This window comes from Yoonia vestfoldensis (assembly GCF_002158905.1).
Taxonomy (GTDB): domain Bacteria; phylum Pseudomonadota; class Alphaproteobacteria; order Rhodobacterales; family Rhodobacteraceae; genus Yoonia; species Yoonia vestfoldensis_B.
Window position 1 is genome coordinate 2,536,393 of the sequence record NZ_CP021431.1, and the last position, 17,231, is coordinate 2,553,623.

The 17,231-nt window shown below is 59.1% G+C and carries 21 protein-coding genes and 1 pseudogene; 16 read left to right on the forward strand and 6 right to left on the reverse strand.

The annotated features are described in order from the left end of the window. The 4 genes from LOKVESSMR4R_RS12670 (at nucleotide 1) to LOKVESSMR4R_RS12685 (ending at nucleotide 5,065) form a co-directional block, all read left to right on the forward strand. Nucleotides 1-1,008 carry a LacI family DNA-binding transcriptional regulator gene (locus LOKVESSMR4R_RS12670; RefSeq protein WP_157898219.1) on the forward strand — a complete coding sequence of 336 codons (1,008 nt, stop codon included), beginning with the start codon at nucleotides 1-3 and terminating at the stop codon, nucleotides 1,006-1,008. Continuing rightward, nucleotides 998-1,759 carry an inositol monophosphatase family protein gene (locus LOKVESSMR4R_RS12675; protein ID WP_087208916.1) on the forward strand — a complete coding sequence of 254 codons (762 nt, stop codon included), beginning with the start codon at nucleotides 998-1,000 and terminating at the stop codon, nucleotides 1,757-1,759. Before LOKVESSMR4R_RS12670 ends, LOKVESSMR4R_RS12675 begins: the two co-directional genes overlap by 11 nt. A 1,272-nt stretch (nucleotides 1,760-3,031) precedes the next feature. Beyond that, complete coding sequence (locus tag LOKVESSMR4R_RS12680) at nucleotides 3,032-4,294, forward strand: site-specific DNA-methyltransferase (protein WP_087208918.1); 1,263 nt, start codon at nucleotides 3,032-3,034, stop codon at nucleotides 4,292-4,294. A gap of 108 nt (nucleotides 4,295-4,402) precedes the next feature. Next, nucleotides 4,403-5,065: an urea carboxylase-associated family protein gene (locus tag LOKVESSMR4R_RS12685; RefSeq protein WP_335673964.1), complete on the forward strand. Its 663-nt coding sequence runs from the start codon at nucleotides 4,403-4,405 to the stop codon at nucleotides 5,063-5,065. 17 nt (nucleotides 5,066-5,082) lie between these two features. Here the strand turns inward: LOKVESSMR4R_RS12685 and LOKVESSMR4R_RS12690 are convergent, their stop codons facing one another. The 3 genes from LOKVESSMR4R_RS12690 to LOKVESSMR4R_RS12700 are packed head-to-tail and all read right to left on the reverse strand — an operon-like array spanning nucleotide 5,083 to nucleotide 6,152. Then, complete coding sequence (locus LOKVESSMR4R_RS12690; protein ID WP_087208920.1) at nucleotides 5,083-5,640, reverse strand: DUF3489 domain-containing protein; 558 nt, start codon at nucleotides 5,638-5,640, stop codon at nucleotides 5,083-5,085. A gap of 40 nt (nucleotides 5,641-5,680) precedes the next feature. Continuing rightward, on the reverse strand, nucleotides 5,681-5,959 hold the full coding sequence (locus tag LOKVESSMR4R_RS12695; RefSeq protein ID WP_087208922.1) for a hypothetical protein: 279 nt from the start codon (nucleotides 5,957-5,959) through the stop codon (nucleotides 5,681-5,683). A gap of 10 nt (nucleotides 5,960-5,969) precedes the next feature. After that, nucleotides 5,970-6,152 (reverse strand): hypothetical protein, encoded by a 183-nt coding sequence (locus tag LOKVESSMR4R_RS12700; protein ID WP_087208925.1) that lies wholly within the window; start codon nucleotides 6,150-6,152, stop codon nucleotides 5,970-5,972. A 122-nt stretch (nucleotides 6,153-6,274) separates the two neighbouring features. On the opposite strand from LOKVESSMR4R_RS12700, the gene LOKVESSMR4R_RS12705 reads away from it, so the two are divergent. Together LOKVESSMR4R_RS12705 and LOKVESSMR4R_RS12710 are read left to right on the forward strand one after the other, a co-directional pair. Further along, complete coding sequence (locus LOKVESSMR4R_RS12705; RefSeq protein ID WP_087213171.1) at nucleotides 6,275-6,844, forward strand: hypothetical protein; 570 nt, start codon at nucleotides 6,275-6,277, stop codon at nucleotides 6,842-6,844. After that, nucleotides 6,792-8,831, forward strand: coding sequence for a phage terminase large subunit family protein (locus LOKVESSMR4R_RS12710; protein WP_087208927.1), 2,040 nt, complete (start codon nucleotides 6,792-6,794; stop codon nucleotides 8,829-8,831). Before LOKVESSMR4R_RS12705 ends, LOKVESSMR4R_RS12710 begins: the two co-directional genes overlap by 53 nt. On the opposite strand, the gene LOKVESSMR4R_RS12715 is transcribed toward LOKVESSMR4R_RS12710, so the two are convergent. Then, nucleotides 8,832-9,128 carry a CcdB family protein gene (locus LOKVESSMR4R_RS12715; protein WP_087208929.1) on the reverse strand — a complete coding sequence of 99 codons (297 nt, stop codon included), beginning with the start codon at nucleotides 9,126-9,128 and terminating at the stop codon, nucleotides 8,832-8,834. Further along, complete coding sequence (locus LOKVESSMR4R_RS12720; protein WP_087213174.1) at nucleotides 9,128-9,373, reverse strand: type II toxin-antitoxin system CcdA family antitoxin; 246 nt, start codon at nucleotides 9,371-9,373, stop codon at nucleotides 9,128-9,130. Before LOKVESSMR4R_RS12720 ends, LOKVESSMR4R_RS12715 begins: the two co-directional genes overlap by 1 nt. 60 nt (nucleotides 9,374-9,433) lie before the next feature. Here LOKVESSMR4R_RS12720 and LOKVESSMR4R_RS12725 point away from each other — a divergent pair, with 60 nt between their 5' ends. The 8 genes from LOKVESSMR4R_RS12725 to LOKVESSMR4R_RS12760 all read left to right on the forward strand — a co-directional run bounded on the left by LOKVESSMR4R_RS12725 (nucleotide 9,434) and on the right by LOKVESSMR4R_RS12760 (nucleotide 15,655). Beyond that, nucleotides 9,434-9,643 carry a phage head-tail joining protein gene (locus LOKVESSMR4R_RS12725; RefSeq protein ID WP_087208931.1) on the forward strand — a complete coding sequence of 70 codons (210 nt, stop codon included), beginning with the start codon at nucleotides 9,434-9,436 and terminating at the stop codon, nucleotides 9,641-9,643. Further along, entirely contained in the window at nucleotides 9,643-11,151 is a 1,509-nt protein-coding gene (locus tag LOKVESSMR4R_RS12730; RefSeq protein WP_087208933.1) for a phage portal protein, read from the forward strand. Before LOKVESSMR4R_RS12725 ends, LOKVESSMR4R_RS12730 begins: the two co-directional genes overlap by 1 nt. After that, entirely contained in the window at nucleotides 11,151-12,581 is a 1,431-nt protein-coding gene (locus LOKVESSMR4R_RS12735) for a S49 family peptidase (RefSeq protein ID WP_087208935.1), read from the forward strand. The genes LOKVESSMR4R_RS12730 and LOKVESSMR4R_RS12735 overlap by 1 nt, the downstream gene beginning before the upstream one ends. Nucleotides 12,582-12,679: 98 nt before the next feature. Then, on the forward strand, nucleotides 12,680-13,060 hold the full coding sequence (locus tag LOKVESSMR4R_RS12740) for a head decoration protein (protein ID WP_087208937.1): 381 nt from the start codon (nucleotides 12,680-12,682) through the stop codon (nucleotides 13,058-13,060). Between the two features lie 126 nt (nucleotides 13,061-13,186). After that, nucleotides 13,187-14,209: a major capsid protein gene (locus LOKVESSMR4R_RS12745; protein ID WP_087208939.1), complete on the forward strand. Its 1,023-nt coding sequence runs from the start codon at nucleotides 13,187-13,189 to the stop codon at nucleotides 14,207-14,209. Between the two features lie 12 nt (nucleotides 14,210-14,221). Next, nucleotides 14,222-14,563, forward strand: a complete 342-nt coding sequence (locus tag LOKVESSMR4R_RS12750; RefSeq protein WP_087208941.1) for a head-tail joining protein — start codon at nucleotides 14,222-14,224, stop codon at nucleotides 14,561-14,563. A gap of 222 nt (nucleotides 14,564-14,785) precedes the next feature. Further along, a complete protein-coding gene (locus LOKVESSMR4R_RS12755; RefSeq protein ID WP_087208943.1) occupies nucleotides 14,786-14,983 on the forward strand; it encodes a hypothetical protein in 198 nt (65 codons plus the stop codon). Nucleotides 14,984-15,022: 39 nt separating this feature from the next. Beyond that, entirely contained in the window at nucleotides 15,023-15,655 is a 633-nt protein-coding gene (locus LOKVESSMR4R_RS12760; RefSeq protein WP_087208945.1) for a DUF6441 family protein, read from the forward strand. Here LOKVESSMR4R_RS12760 and acpP read toward each other — a convergent pair. Then, nucleotides 15,645-15,889 (reverse strand): annotated as a pseudogene (gene acpP, locus LOKVESSMR4R_RS12765) (acyl carrier protein). The gene LOKVESSMR4R_RS12760 and the pseudogene acpP overlap by 11 nt on opposite strands. Nucleotides 15,890-16,159: 270 nt before the next feature. Between acpP and LOKVESSMR4R_RS12770 the strand changes: the two are divergent. Both LOKVESSMR4R_RS12770 and LOKVESSMR4R_RS12775 read left to right on the forward strand, forming a co-directional pair. Beyond that, a complete protein-coding gene (locus LOKVESSMR4R_RS12770) occupies nucleotides 16,160-16,729 on the forward strand; it encodes a hypothetical protein (RefSeq protein WP_157898220.1) in 570 nt (189 codons plus the stop codon). A gap of 71 nt (nucleotides 16,730-16,800) precedes the next feature. After that, nucleotides 16,801-17,226: an acyl-CoA transferase gene (locus LOKVESSMR4R_RS12775; protein ID WP_087208949.1), complete on the forward strand. Its 426-nt coding sequence runs from the start codon at nucleotides 16,801-16,803 to the stop codon at nucleotides 17,224-17,226. Nucleotides 17,227-17,231: the final 5 nt, after the last annotated feature.

Here is a 17,231-nt window from a genome sequence, read left to right on the forward strand (position 1 = left end):
ATGCCGCGAAAACCCACTTCCTTTGACGTGGCGCGCCTCGCAGGGGTGTCACGATCGGCTGTTTCGCGGGCCTTTACGCCGGGTGCCTGTATATTGCCTCAAACAAAGGAAAAGGTCACGAAGGCCGCAACCGAATTAGGATACCGGGTCAATTCGCTTGCCCGCAGCCTACAGCGAGATCATTCTGGCATTGTCGGACTGGTTGCCTCCCGACTTGATACCCCACTGCGATCGCATCAGGTGGCAAGGCTGAGCGAGATGTTAATCCGTGAAGGACTAAAGCCGATGCTGATTACGGCCGAGCGGCCGGATCAGGTGGGTACGCTGATCGAGTCCCTTTTAGGCTACAACGTCGCTGGCATGATCTTCACCTCTGACACGCCGCCGCCTGCCCTTATCGAGGATTGTGCCCGCTTCGGATTGCCAGTGGTGCTAATCAACCGTCCTGGTAATTCTGGTTGGGGTGACCGGGTTGTGGCCGACAACGAGACGGGAGGAATCATGGCCGCACGCTTACTGATCGAATTTGGCGCTACAAAACTGGGATGTCTGATGCCCAGAACTGAGACCTATTCTGTCTCGGGACGGGCCCACGCGTTCATGAGCTATGCCCGGTCGCAAGGTATTCCAATCGAAACTTTTCTTGCCGACGACCAGAGCTATGCACGTTCGCGGGCCAACATCGCCGAAACCGACGGAGTAGTTCTCCAGCAGATCGACGGTCTTTTTTGCGCCACCGACCTGATGGCACTTGGCGCACTTGATGCTTTGAGAATTGACCACGGCGTTAAAGTACCCGACCAAATTCAAGTACTGGGGTTTGACGATATCGAACAAGCAGGCTGGGGCGCCTACGACCTGTCGACGATCCGGCAGGACATCGACGCCCAGACCACGACTGTCGTGCGCCTCCTGATTGAGCGACTGGCGGGCGATTTCTCTGACAACAAGCTCGTAAAAGAGCCACTGACTGCAAAACTTCGAGGAACGACACGACATGCGGGATGATCGCCTGAACTCAATGCTGGACATGGCCCGCGAGGCTGGGCTGATCGCGCAAAACATGCGGACCCGTCCCGAAAGCCTCAAGATCCGAGAAAAAGGGCCAATGGATCTGCTAACAGCAGCCGACATCGCCGTAGAGGCCCTGTTGCGCGATCGCATCGAAGCACTGGAGCCCAATGTGACGATCCTTGGTGAGGAAGGCGGCCTAACCGGCACAGGGAGCGTCATTTGGATTATCGATCCCATCGATGGAACAGTGAACTTCTCCCGCGGGACGCCAAACTGGGCTATCTCAATCGGCAGGTTCGATGGGATAACGCTGACGCACGGGGTCATTCATGCACCCGATTTGGGGATGACGGCGTGGGCACGGCGTGGGCTGGGCTGCTACCTGAATGATAAGCGTATCACCTTCAATCCGGCGGTAGTCGAAAATCCGATCATGGCGCTAGGATATTCGCCACGCACATCATTGCAGGAATATTTTGCCTCGATCAGTGCACTTCTGGATGCAGGCGTTGAACATCGGCGCTACGGCGCGGCGACGATCTGTTTCCTGGGTATTCTCGCCGGTTGGTTTGATGCCTTTCACGAAGGGGAACTCAACATTTGGGACGCGGCAGCAGGTTTGCTTCTGATCGAGGAAGCGGGCGGCGTAACGACCCATAATCCGTTTAAGGCTTTCATTGCCGGGCCATCAAGGGTGACAGCGCTCAATGCAGGTTTTCCAAAGGGCATTTTTGGCATCAGCTGACTTAAGCCATGGCGTCTGAACCGTGTCCCATTTGTGGCAGTGCGTCGCAATAGACCCGTACGGGACAGGAGTTGGAGACAGGTAGCAAGTTAAGGTAGGAATGTGATAGATATGGAGACAGGGTCCTGAACTTCGTCCTCCGCATGACACCTGCGAACGGGCTGTTGTTATAGGCCATCAGGGCCATTGGCACGTGGGCTTCCCGCTGATGTGGCATCAGAGTGTTTCGGTGAAACCCAGCATCGTGAAGTTCCCTAGAGTGTGGACATGTGTTTCATCCCGTTTGGGACGATTGATCGTGGCATCACCACTATCGAGCGCACTTGGCGAGCGCCTGCACCACAATATGACGCAGGTTTTAGCGGTCGTGCTGCCGCGGTGCGGCTGGGAATTCAGCTGCGACTAGATCAGGCTAGGCGTGTGCGATCCGGCAGTGCGGCGGGAGAAAGCTATTAAGCGGGGGCGCAACGCCAAGCCCAGTAGGCTTGCGGTCTATTAGGCGTTTATTTAGCAGCAAGTTGCGGAGGACCCCAATATCATGCATCGTCTTACACGCAATGCGCTAGCCAGTGCCGAGAGGGTGCGGGTGAATTACTCTTTGATTGTGGAACTGCTCATGCTTCTTGACTTCAGCTTCAAAAATCATTCGTCACTGTGAACAGCGTAGCATCCGAAACAGGCTCGCGCGGCGGGACCAGCAGGAACGGCGCATGCCTGCCATGCAACGACAGCCACAGGGTCTGTATTAATTGACGATACGCGAGTCAAAACAAACCTGACTTTGGGAGCGCGCTTGACACGAACATCGGTGGCGCATGGATTCGCCGTCCGGGTAATGGGACACATAGACTTTCATTGCCTGGCTGACGTCCCAAAGGTTGCTGGCACAAGTCATCAAAGGGGCGATGGATGGTGATGCCTTCGCATCTTATATCCACATTGTACCGGTGCCAGAGCTGAAATTCGCTTCACTGGGAGACTGTCTGAAATTTAAGCTCTGACGTCATTTTTCTAGCCATTGGGGGACGATATTCGCGACCATTGCTCACGATCGTAAACCGTGCCCATTAAACATGTTGATTCAACACGCAAAAAGGGTTTGACATTTCTAGCCCCCTTGACGTACCCCTTGACCATCGAAGAATTGCACCCAGAGGAAAGACCTCGCAGGTGCGTTAATCTCCCCCACATCCCGGACCCCGATCCTGACGCTGGCCATCCCGCCCGCGCCCATGCGCATGTCCGCCTTATCCTAGATATGAGACCTGCATTATGGACCTCGTCTTTGCACCGAGCCAGATCGAAAGCTGGCCGATTGCCCGGCTGCGCCCCTATGTGCGCAATGCCAAGATGCACGGCGACGACCAGGTGGCCAAGATTGCCGCCAGCATGGCCAAGTTTGGCTGGACCGTGCCCTGCATGGTGGCTGATGATGGCGAGTTGATCGCCGGCCATGGTCGGGTACTAGCCGCAACGATGCTGGGACTGACCGAGGTGCCGGTGATCAGGCTGGGTCATCTGGACGAGGCTGAGCGCCGGGCCTACCGCATCGCGGACAATAAACTGACTGAGATGGGCGAATGGGATGAAGCCATGCTGCGCGACGAGATCGCGGGGCTGCTGGCTGAGGATTTTGACCTGACGCTGCTGGGCATGAGCGACGATGATCTGGAAGCGCTGCTGCGGGACCCCGATGCACTGGGCGCCGATGGCCCTGTCGAGGGCGAGGACGATGTGCCCGAGTTACCGGTCACGCCAATATCTGTCCCAGGCGACCTCTGGCAACTGGGATCGCACCGGCTCATCTGCGGCGACAGCACGGCAGCCAACGTGGTCGGGCGGTTGCTAGGTGACGTGAAGCCCATGCTGATGGTAACTGACCCGCCGTATGGCGTGGAATACGATCCCGGGTGGCGTAATAAAGCAGGCGCTGCAGCAACCAAACGCACCGGCAAAGTGCTGAACGATGATCGCGCTGACTGGCGCGAGGCGTGGTCACTGTTCCCTGGTGACGTCGCCTATATCTGGCACGGCGCGCTGCATGCTGTGACCGTGGCAGAAAGCCTCACGGTGACAGGCTTCAATATCCGCTCGCAAATTATCTGGGCAAAGGACCGGTTGGTGCTGAGCCGCGGTGACTACCACTGGCAGCACGAGCCCTGCTGGTACGCTGTGCGCGCCAAAGGCAAAGGCCATTGGGCGGGCGACCGGAAGCAGACCACGCTCTGGCAGATTGCAAACAAGGATCAGGATGCCGAGACCGTCCACGGCACGCAAAAGCCGGTTGAATGCATGCGGCGTCCGATCCTGAACAACTCAAGCCCTGGCCAAGCAGTCTATGAGCCCTTTATGGGATCCGGCACGACGCTGATCGCGGCGGAGACCACGGGGCGCGTGTGCTTCGGGGTAGAGTTGAACCCGGCCTATGTCGATGTGGCCATCGAGCGCTGGCAACAATTCACGCGGGTTGATGCTGTCTTGGTGGAAACCGGCGAACCGTTCAGCGCCCTGAAGGCAAAGCGGTTGGCGGCATGAGTGCGTCCTTACGTTTCAGCCGGTGTCATTGGTTGAATATTCTAAATTGAAGAATTGTCGCCAAAACTGTCGCAGCCATGGCTGCTGCGTAGACCACCGCAAACGCTGATGCGCCTTGACCAATTTGTCTTGGTCAATGAAGGTTCAAAAAAGCATAGAAAGTGGAAGTTGATGTCTGACCTACAAGTTGTTCCAGCCCGCTATGGCCGTGCAGTACATTTGTTAAAAGGGCAGGCAATCCAGATCATCAACACCCATGGCCAACAGGTTGTCGATACGTGGTGCTTTAATGCACATGACATGTCCGAGTTCATGTCGATGGAGCATCTGCATGCCACGTTGCAAGGTATCTTCCCCGCAAAAGGCGACGGGCTGACAACAAATCGTCGGCGGCCCATTTTGATCATGGAAGAAGATACATCACCAGGCCGGCATGACACGGTGATCGCGGCTTGTGATGTCCACCGCTATGCCGCACTGGGCTGCACGCAGTACCATAACAATTGCACCGACAATCTGCACGCTGCACTGGCACAGATTGATCGACGGGCGGCTGATTGCCCCGCACCTTTGAACTTATGGATGAACATTCCCGTCGGCCCTGATGGCAAAATCACATGGGGAGAGCCACTCAGTAAGCCAGGAGATCATGTGATCTTGCGTGCCATGATCGATTGCATCGTGGTGATGTCCGCGTGTCCACAAGATTTGATCCCGATTAACGGTGCGGCGTGTAAACCAACTGAAGTGCACTATCGCCTGCTGAACTAACCCACTGTCACGCAGGATCAGATTGATTGCTGATCGATCCGGTATACCCGTCCTCGGTCAGCCTGCTTTGCGGAAATAACAGCTAAGCCAAATTTCTTGCTCAAGACACCCGAGATCATGCCTCTGGCGCTGTGCGGCGCCCAGCCCGTTAACGCGACGATCTCGGCGATGCTCGCCCCCTCAGAGCGCTGCAAAAGCGTAATTACCTCTGCCTGTTTGGTGCCGCTTCGCGGCGTCGGTGTCAGTGTCGGAGCCTTGGAACTTGCCTTTTCAGCTACACGGTTGCGGACCGCTGCCATAGTTTTGACAACCACTGGCTCGATCCCGACCGCCAGCATCCCTGCGTCGGTCACCACCAGCGTGGTGCCATGACCATCGCCGGTTTCGCGCCAAAGAGGCTCGCCTTTGCGCATGTCGGCATCGACTTCTTCGAGCCAGCCCTGCGCGATCATGTTGGACACGGACGTCTTGGCGGCAGCACCGTGCAGCCCCTCAGGCAAGGGCATCGCCAGATTGTCAGGGCGGTTTGCGGCGCATGTCAAAATGAGGGTCTGGGTAGCGGTGAGTTTGGGCATCAGGGTCTCCTGTCAGGATTGGGGGAATTTGGTTTTGCCTTCAGTCAGCCCTCCATTCAATCCAGCGACCCTGCGCAAACACATAAGTGTGGCAAAAGTCGCAGCGCGGTTCGGGATGGATTACAGGCGCGCGAGCAGGAGCAAAGCAATCGAGCGCGTCGGTACTGACGTGGCGGATTTCGCGGGCGGTCAGAATGTCCTCGGGCGTCCAGCGCGCCAGCGCTGGCAGCATGTGAGACGGGTAGCCGTCGAAGTGGCAGTAAACGTGTGCCCATGTTTTGGGCCCCGTCTGGATGGCGATTTGTGCGCGGGTGCTCATTGGATCGCCCTCACTTGTGCTGGTCGAGCAGCGCAAGGAGGACCGCCGCCATACCGCCGAGGTATTCGCTGCGGCGGAAAACAATCTCGTCGATGTGCCCCGCATTATCGATCCCAGCGTCAACTGCGAGATCCTCTGCCATGTGTGGCATCAGGCGTTGGGCTTCAGTGTTGTAGCGTTCTGCAAGGGTCATGGTTTTGTCTCCGGTCAGGCGTGTTTGCGTGAGACCAGATTCGCTCTATCGCGAAGTGTAATCAACTCAATTATATCGCTATTTCTGTTTATTTACAATGCGTTGAGGATCATCAAAGCGCCATGGAAGGACTGTCTGAACGCGCCTATGCAGAGCACGCCGGCCTGTCGCGCGGCGCGGTGCAGAAGGCCCGCAAGAACGGGCGGTTGGTGCTGTTTGCAGACGGGTCGATTAATGCAGCGGCATCAGATGCACGGCGTGGCGCGATGACGGATCCGGATCAGCAGATGCGCTCGCGGGGCAGTTTGGGCGCTGGGGGTGATGGTGGAGCGATCGGGGGCGGCAGCGTCTCCGGTCCAGGAGACAGCACCTCGTATCTCAAGGCGCGCACAGCGCTGACCGTTTATCAGGCGCAAGAGCGGCAGCTATCGATCCAGCGCAAGAAAGGCGTGCTGGTTGATCGCGCGCGCGCCGAGACGCTGGTGTTTCGTCTTGCGCGCCAGGAGCGCGATACATGGGTGACCTGGCCAACCCGTGTGGCAGCCCTGATGGCCGCGCAATTATCCGCAGAGATGGAGAAGGCCTCGGGCAATCCCGTGACAATCGAGACTGCGATCCTGCAAAGGGTGCTGGAAACCCATGTCCGAGAGCAGCTCGACGCCCTGGCAGACCTCAGGGTCTCGCTTGAATGAAGGAGATCATGACACTGATCTAGCCGATGGGCTCGATCTCGGCTTTGACGGGGCCGAGGACATTCTGCGTGTTTGGCGTCGGGGTATGCGGCCCGATCCGGACCTGACGGTATCGCAATGGGCGGATGCGCATCGTAAGCTGTCATCGCGGGCTTCGGCAGAACCCGGCCAATATCGCACGGCCCGAACGCCGTATCTGCGTGGCATCATGGATGCGCTCTCACCCGGTCATCCGGCGCAGCGCATCACGTTCATGAAAGCGGCCCAGGTCGGCGCCACGGAAGCCGGTAACAACTGGATCGGCTTTGTGATCCATCACGCGCCGGGGCCCATGCTAGCTGTGCTGCCGACAGTGGAGATGGCCAAGCGCACATCGCGTGGCAGGATTGATCCGCTGATTGAAGACAGCCCCGCGCTGAAAGAAAGGGTCCAGCCGGCGCGGTCGCGTGACGCTGGCAATTCGATGCTGTCGAAGGAATTCCCCGGCGGCATCTTGGTGCTCACCGGTGCCAACAGCGCCACTGGCCTGCGGTCGATGCCCGCACGCTATGTGTTTCTGGACGAGGTGGACGCCTATCCAGCTTCAGCAGATGAAGAAGGCGATCCAGTCAGCCTGGCCGAGGCTCGCACAACGACCTTTGCGCACAGGCGCAAGGTGTTCATGGTCTCGACCCCGACGATCCGGGGGCTCTCGCGCATCGAGCGCGAGTTCGAAGCCAGCGACCAGCGGCGGTATTTTGTACCCTGCCCGCATTGCAGTGCGATGCAATGGCTACAGTTCGAGCGGCTGCGCTGGGCGAAAGGCAGGCCCGAAACCGCGGCCTATGCCTGCGAGGGCTGCGAGCGCCCGATCGCCGAGCACCACAAGACGGACATGCTGGCGCGTGGAGAATGGCGCGCGACGGCGACTAGCGCCGATCCAAACGCGATTGGTTTCCACCTCTCGGCGCTGTATTCGCCGATTGGCTGGAAAAGCTGGGAACAGATTGCGCGGGACTGGCTGGCAGCCCAAGGCTCGGACGAAATGTTGCGCGCGGCGCGCAACACGCTGCTGGGTGAGACCTGGGTGGAGAGTGGTGAGGCACCGGAATGGCAGCGCCTTGCGGATCGGCGCGTGGTTTTCTCGGCGCAAGTACCCATGGGTGGCTTGTTCCTGACTGCCGGCGCCGACGTGCAGAAGGACCGGATCGAGGTGGATGTCTGGGCCTGGGGCCGCGGGCTGGAAAGCTGGCTAGTGGATCACATCGTCATTCCGGGTGGGCCGGATGATCCTGCCTGCTGGGATAAGCTGTCAGCGCTCTTGGGTCAGACCTGGACGCATCAGAACGGCGCAATCATGACGCTGGCAAAGCTGGCCATCGACACCGGCTACGAGTCTGCCGCTGTTTATGCATGGGCGCGCAAGCAGGGCATCGCACAAGTCGCACCCGTAAAAGGCTTGGAAGGGTTCAACCGAGCCACGCCAGTATCGGGGCCGACCTTTGTTGATGCCACGGTGAACGGACGGAAACTGAAACGCGGCGCGCGGCTCTGGACGGTGGCCACAGCCACCTTCAAGGCTGAGACCTACCGGTATCTGCGTATCGAGAGGCCATCGGATGAAGAGCAGGCGCTGGGCGTAGCATCGCCCCCAGGAACCATCCACCTACCCGACTGGGTGGATAGCGAATGGCTCAAGCAGCTGGTGGCCGAGCAGCTGGTCACCCTGCGCAACAAGCGCGGCTACGCCCGCCAGGAATGGCAAAAGCTGCGCGAACGCAACGAGGCGCTCGATACCCGGGTTTATGCACGCGCCGCGGCCTGGATCCTTGGAGCAGATCGCTTTGATGAGCGGATGTGGCGGCAGCTGGAGAAGCAGGCTGGGGTCGAGACATTGGCGACCGTGGCACAGCCCGAAACTGACAAAGCAACAGAACCGCAAGCTGGACGTATCACCACCCCGCGGCGGCGCGGCTGGAAGATCAGCACGCCCAAATACATGGAGTAATCAGAAGCCAGAGAACACCATATCGAGGGCGCCTCGGATCTCGTAGTCGGATGAGCGAAGATCAGCGACAGACCCACCCTTGAGCAGCGCCGACGGGATCGCAGCCATCTCAGCCGTGTGAAGAACGTATGTTGCACCCTCGATCTTGAAGACTGGCTCGAGGCGCCCGATGGCCTTTGGCCCTGAACCTGCTGGTATGAGCGGCGCCACCACGCGTGTACCGGTCTCGATAAGATCAGTCTGCAGGTCGAGTACAAATCGACCACCGGCGATACGATATACCTGAAACTGTGCCATCAGTCGAGCTTCAGAACCTGAATATCCGACAGGGGCGTTCCATTCGCTTCGATCCAGGCACAGCGCTCTGCGATGGCTGATGCATTCTCTTGAGCCCAGGCCTTTGCTTTTGCCAAGCGGACAGCCTCGGCGACTGCAGCGTCACTGATGGCTGAAACATTAAGACCCAACTCCCGCGCGGCAGCCAGGTTTGCGGCCGTCAGGGTGATGTTGGTGCGTTGTTTTTCTGCTGTGGCGTGCTGCATTGGGCCCTCCTGACACATACTCAACATACACACTCAAAGTGTGCCATACAAGTGAGTTCCATGACCCTCGATGAGTTGAAACTCCGCCACAGTACGCTGTTGGCCGCGCGCTACAGCGGCACGCGGTCGGTCAGCTATGACGGCAAGACCGTGAACTACGGCACCGATGCCGAACTCGCGGCCGCGATCGGAGATATCGAACGGCGCATCGCCAAAATTGAGCGCAGCGCGGGGCGCATCCTGCGTCCCTACGCTGTGAAGGATCTGTGATGAACTGGCGGCAGCGTTTGGGGGCTTTCATCGGTGGCTTTGATGCCGGTCAGCATCATCGGCGCTTGCGCGGGTTCCAGGCGACACGGGCCCATGTCAACGCGCTGATCGCAGCCTCGGGCCCTGACATAACCGCCCGCGCCCGTTGGCTGGTGCGCAACAATGGCTATGCAGTGAACGCTGTGGAAAGCTGGGCCGCCAATACCGTGGGCGATGGCATCAAGCCGATATCAAAAATAGGGGACGCCGCGCGCAAGGAAGAGCTGCAGCGCCTCTGGCTTGCATGGACCGACGAGGCTGATGCCGAGGGGCTGACCGATTTCTACGGGTTGCAGCGCCGCGCCGCACGCGAGGTGTTTCTGGCAGGCGAGGTGTTCTTCCGCATCCTCATGCGCCGCCCAAGCGATGGGCTGACCGTCCCCTTGCAGCTGCAGATGTTGCCTGCAGAAATGTTGCCACTGGAGCAAACCGGCATCGCCGCGAACGGGAATGCCATCAGGCAGGGCATCGAGTTTGACCGGATTGGACGGCGCGTCGCCTATCACTTTTTCCGCCGTCACCCGGGCGACAGCACCGATCCGGGGTTGGCAGGAGAGATCGTCCGCGTGCCTGCATCGGAAGTGATCCACATTATCGACCCGGTCGAGGGTGGGCAGCTGCGCGGTGTGTCGAAACTGGCGCCCGCCATCTTGAAGTTGTTCCTGCTCGATCAGTATGACGACGCCGAGCTCGACCGAAAGAAGGTCGCCGCAATGTATGCAATGTTTGTCACCTCGCCTGCGCCGGAGAACCCCCTTGCGCCTGCCGAGGATGATGAGATGCCTGCCGGGGTGGAAATCAGCCCCGGCCAGATCGTGCGACTTGATCCAGGCGAAGATGTAACCGTCGGACAGCCTGCCGACAGCGGGGGCACCTATGAGCCATTCCAATATCGCACCTTGCTGCAAATCTCAGCTGCACTTGGCATACCCTACCCCTACATCGCCAACGATATGGTGAAGGGGAACTTCTCGAACTCGCGTCTCGCTCTGATCGAATTCCGCCGCCGGGTCTCGGCCTGGCAGCACTCCGTCATGGTCTATCAGCTCTGCCGCCCCGTTTATGCGCGCTGGATGGATGCCGCCGTGCTGTCCGGCGCGCTGACCCTACCCGGCTATGAGGCCAACCGCGTGCAGCTGCTCACTGCGGATTGGCTCCCCACCAAATGGGACTGGGTGGATCCGCTCAAAGACGCCAATGCCGAAATCGCCTCGATCGAAGCAGGGCTGAAATCGCGCACCCAAGCCATCGCCGAGCGTGGCTATGACGCCGAACAGGTTGATCGCGAGATTGCGGCCGAACGTGCGCGCGAGCGCGCGCTCGGCCTCGACTTCCGCCGGCCGGGGTCGCCCGCGCAGGGCGTGCAGGCAGTGCCGGTCAACGACGATGGCAGCGACGATGATGATGGCAGTGATGACACAGCAGATGACGTGACAGCGCGTTCTCGCACCGAAGAGGACCAATCCTGATGCTCCATGCCCGCATTGCCGCGCGCGCGTTTAACACACCGCTGCTGGTTGAGCCCTCCAAAGCCATGGCGTTTCTGTCCGGCCTTGGGCCGCGCATCCTTGGGCGACAAGTCGAACTGTCAGGCAACGATGTGACCGATGCGCCCGGTACCGCCGCCCTGCCCGCCCGCGCCAGCATTCTCGCAGGAAACCTCACCGAGCGCCTGCGCCAACATGGCGACGCGCCCTACCCGGTTGTAGATGGCATCGCTGTGATCGAGATCGCCGGCGTGCTGATCCATCGCGGCAGCTGGATCGGACAATCCTCCGGCCAGACCAGCTACGAAGGGATCGCGGCACAGATCAACGCTGCAGCCAGTGATCCGGCCGTGCGCGGCATTGCGCTGGACATCGACAGCTTCGGCGGTGAGGTCGCTGGCGTCTTTGATCTCGCAGATCGCATTCGGGCCATTCGGGGCAGCAAGCCGGTTTGGGCCTTTGTCGCAGAACATGCCTTCTCGGCGGGATACGCGCTGGCCAGCCAAGCTGATCGCATCCTGCTGCCGCGGACCGGTGCGGTCGGCAGCATTGGCGTGGTCGTTATGCATGCCGATCTGAGCAGCCAGTTGGATCAGGACGGCGTGCGCGTCACCCTGATCCATTCTGGCCAGCACAAGGTCGATGGCAATCCGTATGCGCCGCTGCCCGAAGCCGTGCAGGGCGATATCCAGCGCGAGATCGATGTGCTGCGGTTTCTCTTCGCCGAGACCGTGGCCGCCGGCCGCGCTGGCAGGCTTAGCCAAGAGGCAGCGCTGGCCACAGAGGCTGCAACCTATCGCGGGGCGGATGCGGTGGCTGCAGGCCTTGCCGATGAAGTCATCGATCTCACATGCGGCTTCGTCCGTTTCCGCGAAAGCCTATCGAGCCCATCCCCCACCGCGCGCCTGCCCCGCGCCACTTACACCCGACCAAAGGAGGCCGCCATGAGCGCCAATACAAATACCGCACAGGACAGCGAAGACCTCACCGAGGCCACAGACTTCGCACAGGAAAGCCCAGATGAGACATCAGACACATTGCCTGATCCCGGCGAGGAGCCCCAGCAACAATTGGAACCCGCACCAACAGCTGCGGCGCCCACGCAGACGCCAACGGCAAAGCAACCGAGCAATCTGGCAGAGCTATCGGCGCAACTGCGCGAAGCGGCAGCAGAAATCACGGACATCGCGGCACAGGCCGGTCGCCTCGGCATTGCAATCGATGCAGCGAAAGCACTCCGCGAAGGCACCGCCCCAGAAGCCTTGCGACGGCTGGTTCTGGAGCGCGCCAGCGCCGCAGCCGATGCCCGCGATATCGTTGCGGCACCACCTTCGCCGATTATCCCAAAAAACGCAGAGAGCCCTATCGTGGCTGCCGCAAAGAAAGCTGCCTCGGCAGGCAGTCGGCACTGAAGCGCTTACCACCCTGATACATGACCGCCCACCTGATCCCCCGCCGCTCCTCCCCGGCGGGGGATTTCTTTTGTCCCTCAATCCTTTGGAGATACCCCATGTCCGTGCTGACCCAACCGCCCTCCATGGGCGATGTCCTCAAATACGAGCTCAACCCAAACTTCACCCGCGAAACGATCACCCTGCTGGCAGGCGCCGCCTATCCCGTTGGCGCCGTGCTCGGTCGGATTACCGCCAGCGGCAAATACAAGCTTGCGACCTCAGGTGGCACAGATGGTGGGCAAACCGCAGCGGCTGTTCTGCTCTACGCCGCTGATGCCACGTCCGCTGATGCGACAGGATTGGTTGTCATGCGCGGCCCCGCCATCGTCTCAAAGTCGGCACTGGTCTTTGACGCCACCGTCGATGACGCAGCGAAGATTGCCACCAAGCACGGCCAGCTCACCGCTATCGGGATCATACCACGCGATCAGGCTTGATCCTTGCTCAACGCCGCGCGCGGTTGACGCAGCGACCAGTACCTGAGCGCGCGCGAAGCGCCGTCCAGTGCTTCACGCCAATCCACCACAACCCATTCCCTGCCCCTCAATCCCCCGGAGTTTACAATGACTATCACGCGCAACCCGTTTGACGCGGGCGGCTATTCGCTCGCCGAGATGACACAGGCCATCAACATCCTGCCCAATCTTTATACCCGTCTGGGCCAGCTTGGCCTGTTCCGCTTTCAAGGTGTCACACAGCGCTCTGTTGTAATCGAGCAGCGTGAGGGCGTACTCAGCCTGCTACCATCGGTTCCACTAGGTGCACCGGCAACGCTAGGCACACGCGAAATGCGGTCCATGCGCAGCTTTAGCCTGCCCTGGATCCCGCATGACGACATCATCCTTCCTGGGGATATCCAGGGTGTACCCGCACTTGGCATGTCAGACATGGCCGACCCATTAACCGAGGTGATGACGGAAAAGCTCACAGTGATGCGGCGCAAACACGCACAGACACGCGAGTACATGGAGATGAATGCGCTGCGCGGGATCGTCAAGGACGGCGCGGGCAGCACGCTTTATGATTATTTTGCTGAGTTTGGCCTTGAACAAATCTCTGTCGATTTTGCCTTTGGCACAGCCGGCAGCAACATCCAGGCAAAGATCCGCACCGTGCTGCGCGCAATCGAAGACAACCTCATGGGCGAGACCATGAGCACCGCCCATGCACTGGTCAGTTCGGAGTTCTTTGACAAGCTGATCAGCCACCCCAAAACCGAAGACGCCTACAAGTTCTTTTCAGCCTCGGGTGGGCAACCGTTGAGAGACGACATGCGGCGAGCCTTTCCTTTTGGCGGCCTTCTGTTCGAGGAATATAACGGCCGTGCTCCGCTGTCGAACGGCACGACAGAGCGCTTCATTGGTGTGGGCGAAGGGATCGCTTTTCCGCTGGGCACTTTCGATACATTTACGACCTACGGCGGCCCCGCCAATCTGCTGGAGGCCGCGAATACAGTCGGCTTGCCGCTCTATGCCCGCCAGCAAGTTGATGCCAAGGGGCGTTGGATTGATTTGATGACAGAGGCATCCATCCTACCGGTCAACAAGCGGCCGCGGTTGGCGATCAGGCTCATGAGTTCAAACTGAAAGGACTAAGACATGACCGCCTTTGCTGGGGCACTCGATCTGCTGTTCGCTGATCCGAACCTCGCCCATGAGGCTTGGCATCGTGACAGCGAAGGGCAGTTCACCCAGATCCGCATCATCCCGCGTCGCAATGATGATGTGACCACGATCGGAGCGGCGCGTCTGGTCTCGGAAACATTCCGTTTCGACGTGCGCGTGTCTGAATTGCCCGCGCCCCGCCCGAACGAGCAGATCCTGCTTGGTGAAGAAACCTTCCTGATCCAAGGTGAGCCGATCCGCGATCGCGAGCGCTTGATCTGGACGGTGGAGTTATTGCCCTGGTGGCCTGACCCTTATGCTGATGTCACGGGCTAAAGAAGGGGCGCGCGCATGATCAGCACCTGACCCGTCAAACATCTTTGACCTCTATCGTCGCGTTTTTGTCGCTTCATTTGAGGCTTGATCAGGGCAGTAGATCATTTGCGGGGCTCTTTTGCGTGTTCGCAATACTTTTGAACTGCGCGAGGCGAACGGGATAGATTGACGCAGGCCATTTGCACCTCGTCTCATTGCACCCTGTCTTGGAGGTGAAACCTGATGCGCCAAAAACTACGAGAAATCCGCTGTGTTTGCGCAAAGGGCCAAGAGGTGCTTGTCGTCGAATGGGGCTTTGGCGCCTCTGCGGCGGATCAGAAATCCAGCCGGGAGTTTCGCTTGGAAGACGGATCACCTGTGAATTACATCGGCAGTGCCTATGAACACTTTTACACAGGGCAAGTCTTTACGCCGGTCTGAACATCATCACCAAGCCCACCGATGTGATTGGACACGACCATGAAACTGAATATCGCTGCTGTGCCTAATTTGGCGGGCATGATGGCTGCTGAAATCACCGCTGGTGAAAAGGCCGTCACAAAGGCCGTGGGTGACGCGGGCACCAGCCTCAAAACTGCTTGGCGCGCGCAGATCACGGGAGCCGGTCTTGGCCAACGGCTTGCACGCACCATCCGCTCGGAGGTCTATCCCAAGGGCCAACCCAGCCTGAATGCGGCTGCACTGGTTTGGTCGCAAGCGCCGGTGGTTGTCGGCGCGCATGATACGGGGCCGCTCATTCGCTCTCAGAATGGCTTTTGGCTCGCAATCCCGACAGCGGCCGCGGGTAAATCCGCGCGCGATGGGCGCATCACGCCCGGCGAATGGGAACGTCGGCGCGGGTTACGGCTGCGGTTTGTTTATCGCCGCAACGTGCCGAGCTTGCTGGTGGCCGAAGGGCGGCTGAATACCCGCGGGGTCGGCGTGGCCTCGCGGTCCAAGACCGGGCGCGGGCTGACCACTGTGCCGATCTTCCTGCTGGTGCCACAGGTCAAGCTGCGCAAACGGCTCGATCTTGCGCGCGATGCCAAGGTGGCGCAGGAGCGCATCGTAGGTGCGATTGTGGCAAATTGGGTGGCGCGATTTACCTCGTAACTTGTGATTTTGTGTCGATTAATAACTCTAGATCGCCAAGCGTTTTGGTGCTCTCGATGTCGTCATCAAAATCTCGATACCGAACTCTTTTTCGATGGCCATGGAGATTTCGACGATATCCAGACTGTCAGCGCCGAGGTCGGCGACGAACGATGCCTCAGACACAAGGTCGGCTTCATCCATGTTAAACTTTGCGGCAATGACTTTTCTGACGCGCTTTGCTGTGTCGCTCATTACTTTGTATCCTTTTTGATCACACAAAGGCGCGGCTATACCGTCCTGTTTCCTGTTACACGCAAAGCTTTGCCGGTGGATGACGAAATACGCCTAACTTCTTCGCCATGAATACCATGCTGTTTCCGAAAAATAACGATAAAATATCACATGGCCTGATCGCCAACGTCCGTTGTGTTCAGCGCCCTGCGCCTGAAGTTGACCACATCGATTGATTCACAGGTAAAATAAGGCAATCGTTTGACAAGCGGTAATTTGCCACGACGATTGATGCAGAACAGCAAGCAAGCCAGCGGGGTCTTTGTTTTGCCGAAATTCACTCTGGAGTTATCAACAGAGGCGATCAGGCTGCTGTTCGACTTACATGGGCAACCTTGTGTGATTGGTGATGTGACACCGTCAAGCCGACACTTGGACCATCAAATGGCCGCCTTGCTCGGTCTGGCAGCCAGACTATCGAAGCCACCGATTGTGACGACAATTGTGGTTCCACGTGAGCATGTTCTTTACAAGACACTGTACGTCGATCTCACGGTGGACCTCTCAGAACACCAGATTGTCGATTACATCTGTGGCGTGACGGAACTGACCAAAGATGCGATTTGCGTCGATTGGGTTGTTGTTGGATCGGCGGTACATATTGCTGCAGTCGAGAAGCTAACGCTCTTGGAAGCCGGTGAATTTGCCAAGCGGCATGGTTTTGTGACGGATGTTTTTACAAGCCATGCTCTGACAGGTCAGTTTCCACGACAGCCTGTGTTCAACGATCCGCGTACTCTGAAGCGTCCTAGCTTCATGCCGCGTCAACAACATCCTCGGCAATATCAAGACGGCCAATGACGCCAACATATGCAGCCTTCGTTTTGCGAAATTGGTCCTGCATTGCCCCAACTTAGAACACTGGAATAATAATGCCCTCGCCCCGCGAAACCATCCTGACCGCCCTGGCGGACCTGTTGCGCACGGTCCCACATGTGCCGGTGCTGCGCGGCGAGGTGCTGCCCGAGCGCATCCCGCCCTCGGGCCTGATGATCCTGCGCGACGGCAACCCGGGCGCGCCCGGCGTGACGCTGTCGCCGCTGATGTATCATTACCAGCACCGCGCCGAGCTGGAGGTGATCGTGCAAGCGGGCGAGGAGCGTGATGCGCGGTTTGACCGGCTGATTGGGCGCATTGGCGCAGCCGTCTCTGCTGACCGCAGTTTGCGCGGGTTGTGCGACTGGGTCGAGGCAGAGGCGCCCGAGCCTGTCGATCTGGCTGTCGAGGGAAGTGCCACCATCAAAGCGGCGATCATCCCGATCATTCTGCATTACGCGGCGGGTGATCCGCTCTCTTGATCTGG

What these genes read in the sequence shown, in the direction of transcription:
- LOKVESSMR4R_RS12720 (WP_087213174.1), bottom strand. Translation starts at nt 9,373, where the DNA reads ATGCAGCACGCCACAGCAGAAAAACAACGCACCAACATCACCCTGACG.
- LOKVESSMR4R_RS12755 (WP_087208943.1), top strand. Translation starts at nt 14,786, where the DNA reads ATGCGCCAAAAACTACGAGAAATCCGCTGTGTTTGCGCAAAGGGCCAA.
- LOKVESSMR4R_RS12760 (WP_087208945.1), top strand. Translation starts at nt 15,023, where the DNA reads ATGAAACTGAATATCGCTGCTGTGCCTAATTTGGCGGGCATGATGGCT.
- LOKVESSMR4R_RS12775 (WP_087208949.1), top strand. Translation starts at nt 16,801, where the DNA reads ATGCCCTCGCCCCGCGAAACCATCCTGACCGCCCTGGCGGACCTGTTG.
- LOKVESSMR4R_RS12715 (WP_087208929.1), bottom strand. Translation starts at nt 9,128, where the DNA reads ATGGCACAGTTTCAGGTATATCGTATCGCCGGTGGTCGATTTGTACTC.
- LOKVESSMR4R_RS12700 (WP_087208925.1), bottom strand. Translation starts at nt 6,152, where the DNA reads ATGACCCTTGCAGAACGCTACAACACTGAAGCCCAACGCCTGATGCCA.
- LOKVESSMR4R_RS12710 (WP_087208927.1), top strand. Translation starts at nt 6,792, where the DNA reads ATGTCCGAGAGCAGCTCGACGCCCTGGCAGACCTCAGGGTCTCGCTTG.
- LOKVESSMR4R_RS12695 (WP_087208922.1), bottom strand. Translation starts at nt 5,959, where the DNA reads ATGAGCACCCGCGCACAAATCGCCATCCAGACGGGGCCCAAAACATGG.
- LOKVESSMR4R_RS12670 (WP_157898219.1), top strand. Translation starts at nt 1, where the DNA reads ATGCCGCGAAAACCCACTTCCTTTGACGTGGCGCGCCTCGCAGGGGTG.
- LOKVESSMR4R_RS12750 (WP_087208941.1), top strand. Translation starts at nt 14,222, where the DNA reads ATGACCGCCTTTGCTGGGGCACTCGATCTGCTGTTCGCTGATCCGAAC.
- LOKVESSMR4R_RS12735 (WP_087208935.1), top strand. Translation starts at nt 11,151, where the DNA reads ATGCTCCATGCCCGCATTGCCGCGCGCGCGTTTAACACACCGCTGCTG.
- LOKVESSMR4R_RS12770 (WP_157898220.1), top strand. Translation starts at nt 16,160, where the DNA reads ATGCAGAACAGCAAGCAAGCCAGCGGGGTCTTTGTTTTGCCGAAATTC.
- LOKVESSMR4R_RS12730 (WP_087208933.1), top strand. Translation starts at nt 9,643, where the DNA reads ATGAACTGGCGGCAGCGTTTGGGGGCTTTCATCGGTGGCTTTGATGCC.
- LOKVESSMR4R_RS12740 (WP_087208937.1), top strand. Translation starts at nt 12,680, where the DNA reads ATGTCCGTGCTGACCCAACCGCCCTCCATGGGCGATGTCCTCAAATAC.
- LOKVESSMR4R_RS12685 (WP_335673964.1), top strand. Translation starts at nt 4,403, where the DNA reads ATGCGCCTTGACCAATTTGTCTTGGTCAATGAAGGTTCAAAAAAGCAT.
- LOKVESSMR4R_RS12690 (WP_087208920.1), bottom strand. Translation starts at nt 5,640, where the DNA reads ATGCCCAAACTCACCGCTACCCAGACCCTCATTTTGACATGCGCCGCA.
- LOKVESSMR4R_RS12705 (WP_087213171.1), top strand. Translation starts at nt 6,275, where the DNA reads ATGGAAGGACTGTCTGAACGCGCCTATGCAGAGCACGCCGGCCTGTCG.
- LOKVESSMR4R_RS12675 (WP_087208916.1), top strand. Translation starts at nt 998, where the DNA reads ATGCGGGATGATCGCCTGAACTCAATGCTGGACATGGCCCGCGAGGCT.
- LOKVESSMR4R_RS12725 (WP_087208931.1), top strand. Translation starts at nt 9,434, where the DNA reads ATGACCCTCGATGAGTTGAAACTCCGCCACAGTACGCTGTTGGCCGCG.
- LOKVESSMR4R_RS12745 (WP_087208939.1), top strand. Translation starts at nt 13,187, where the DNA reads ATGACTATCACGCGCAACCCGTTTGACGCGGGCGGCTATTCGCTCGCC.
- LOKVESSMR4R_RS12680 (WP_087208918.1), top strand. Translation starts at nt 3,032, where the DNA reads ATGGACCTCGTCTTTGCACCGAGCCAGATCGAAAGCTGGCCGATTGCC.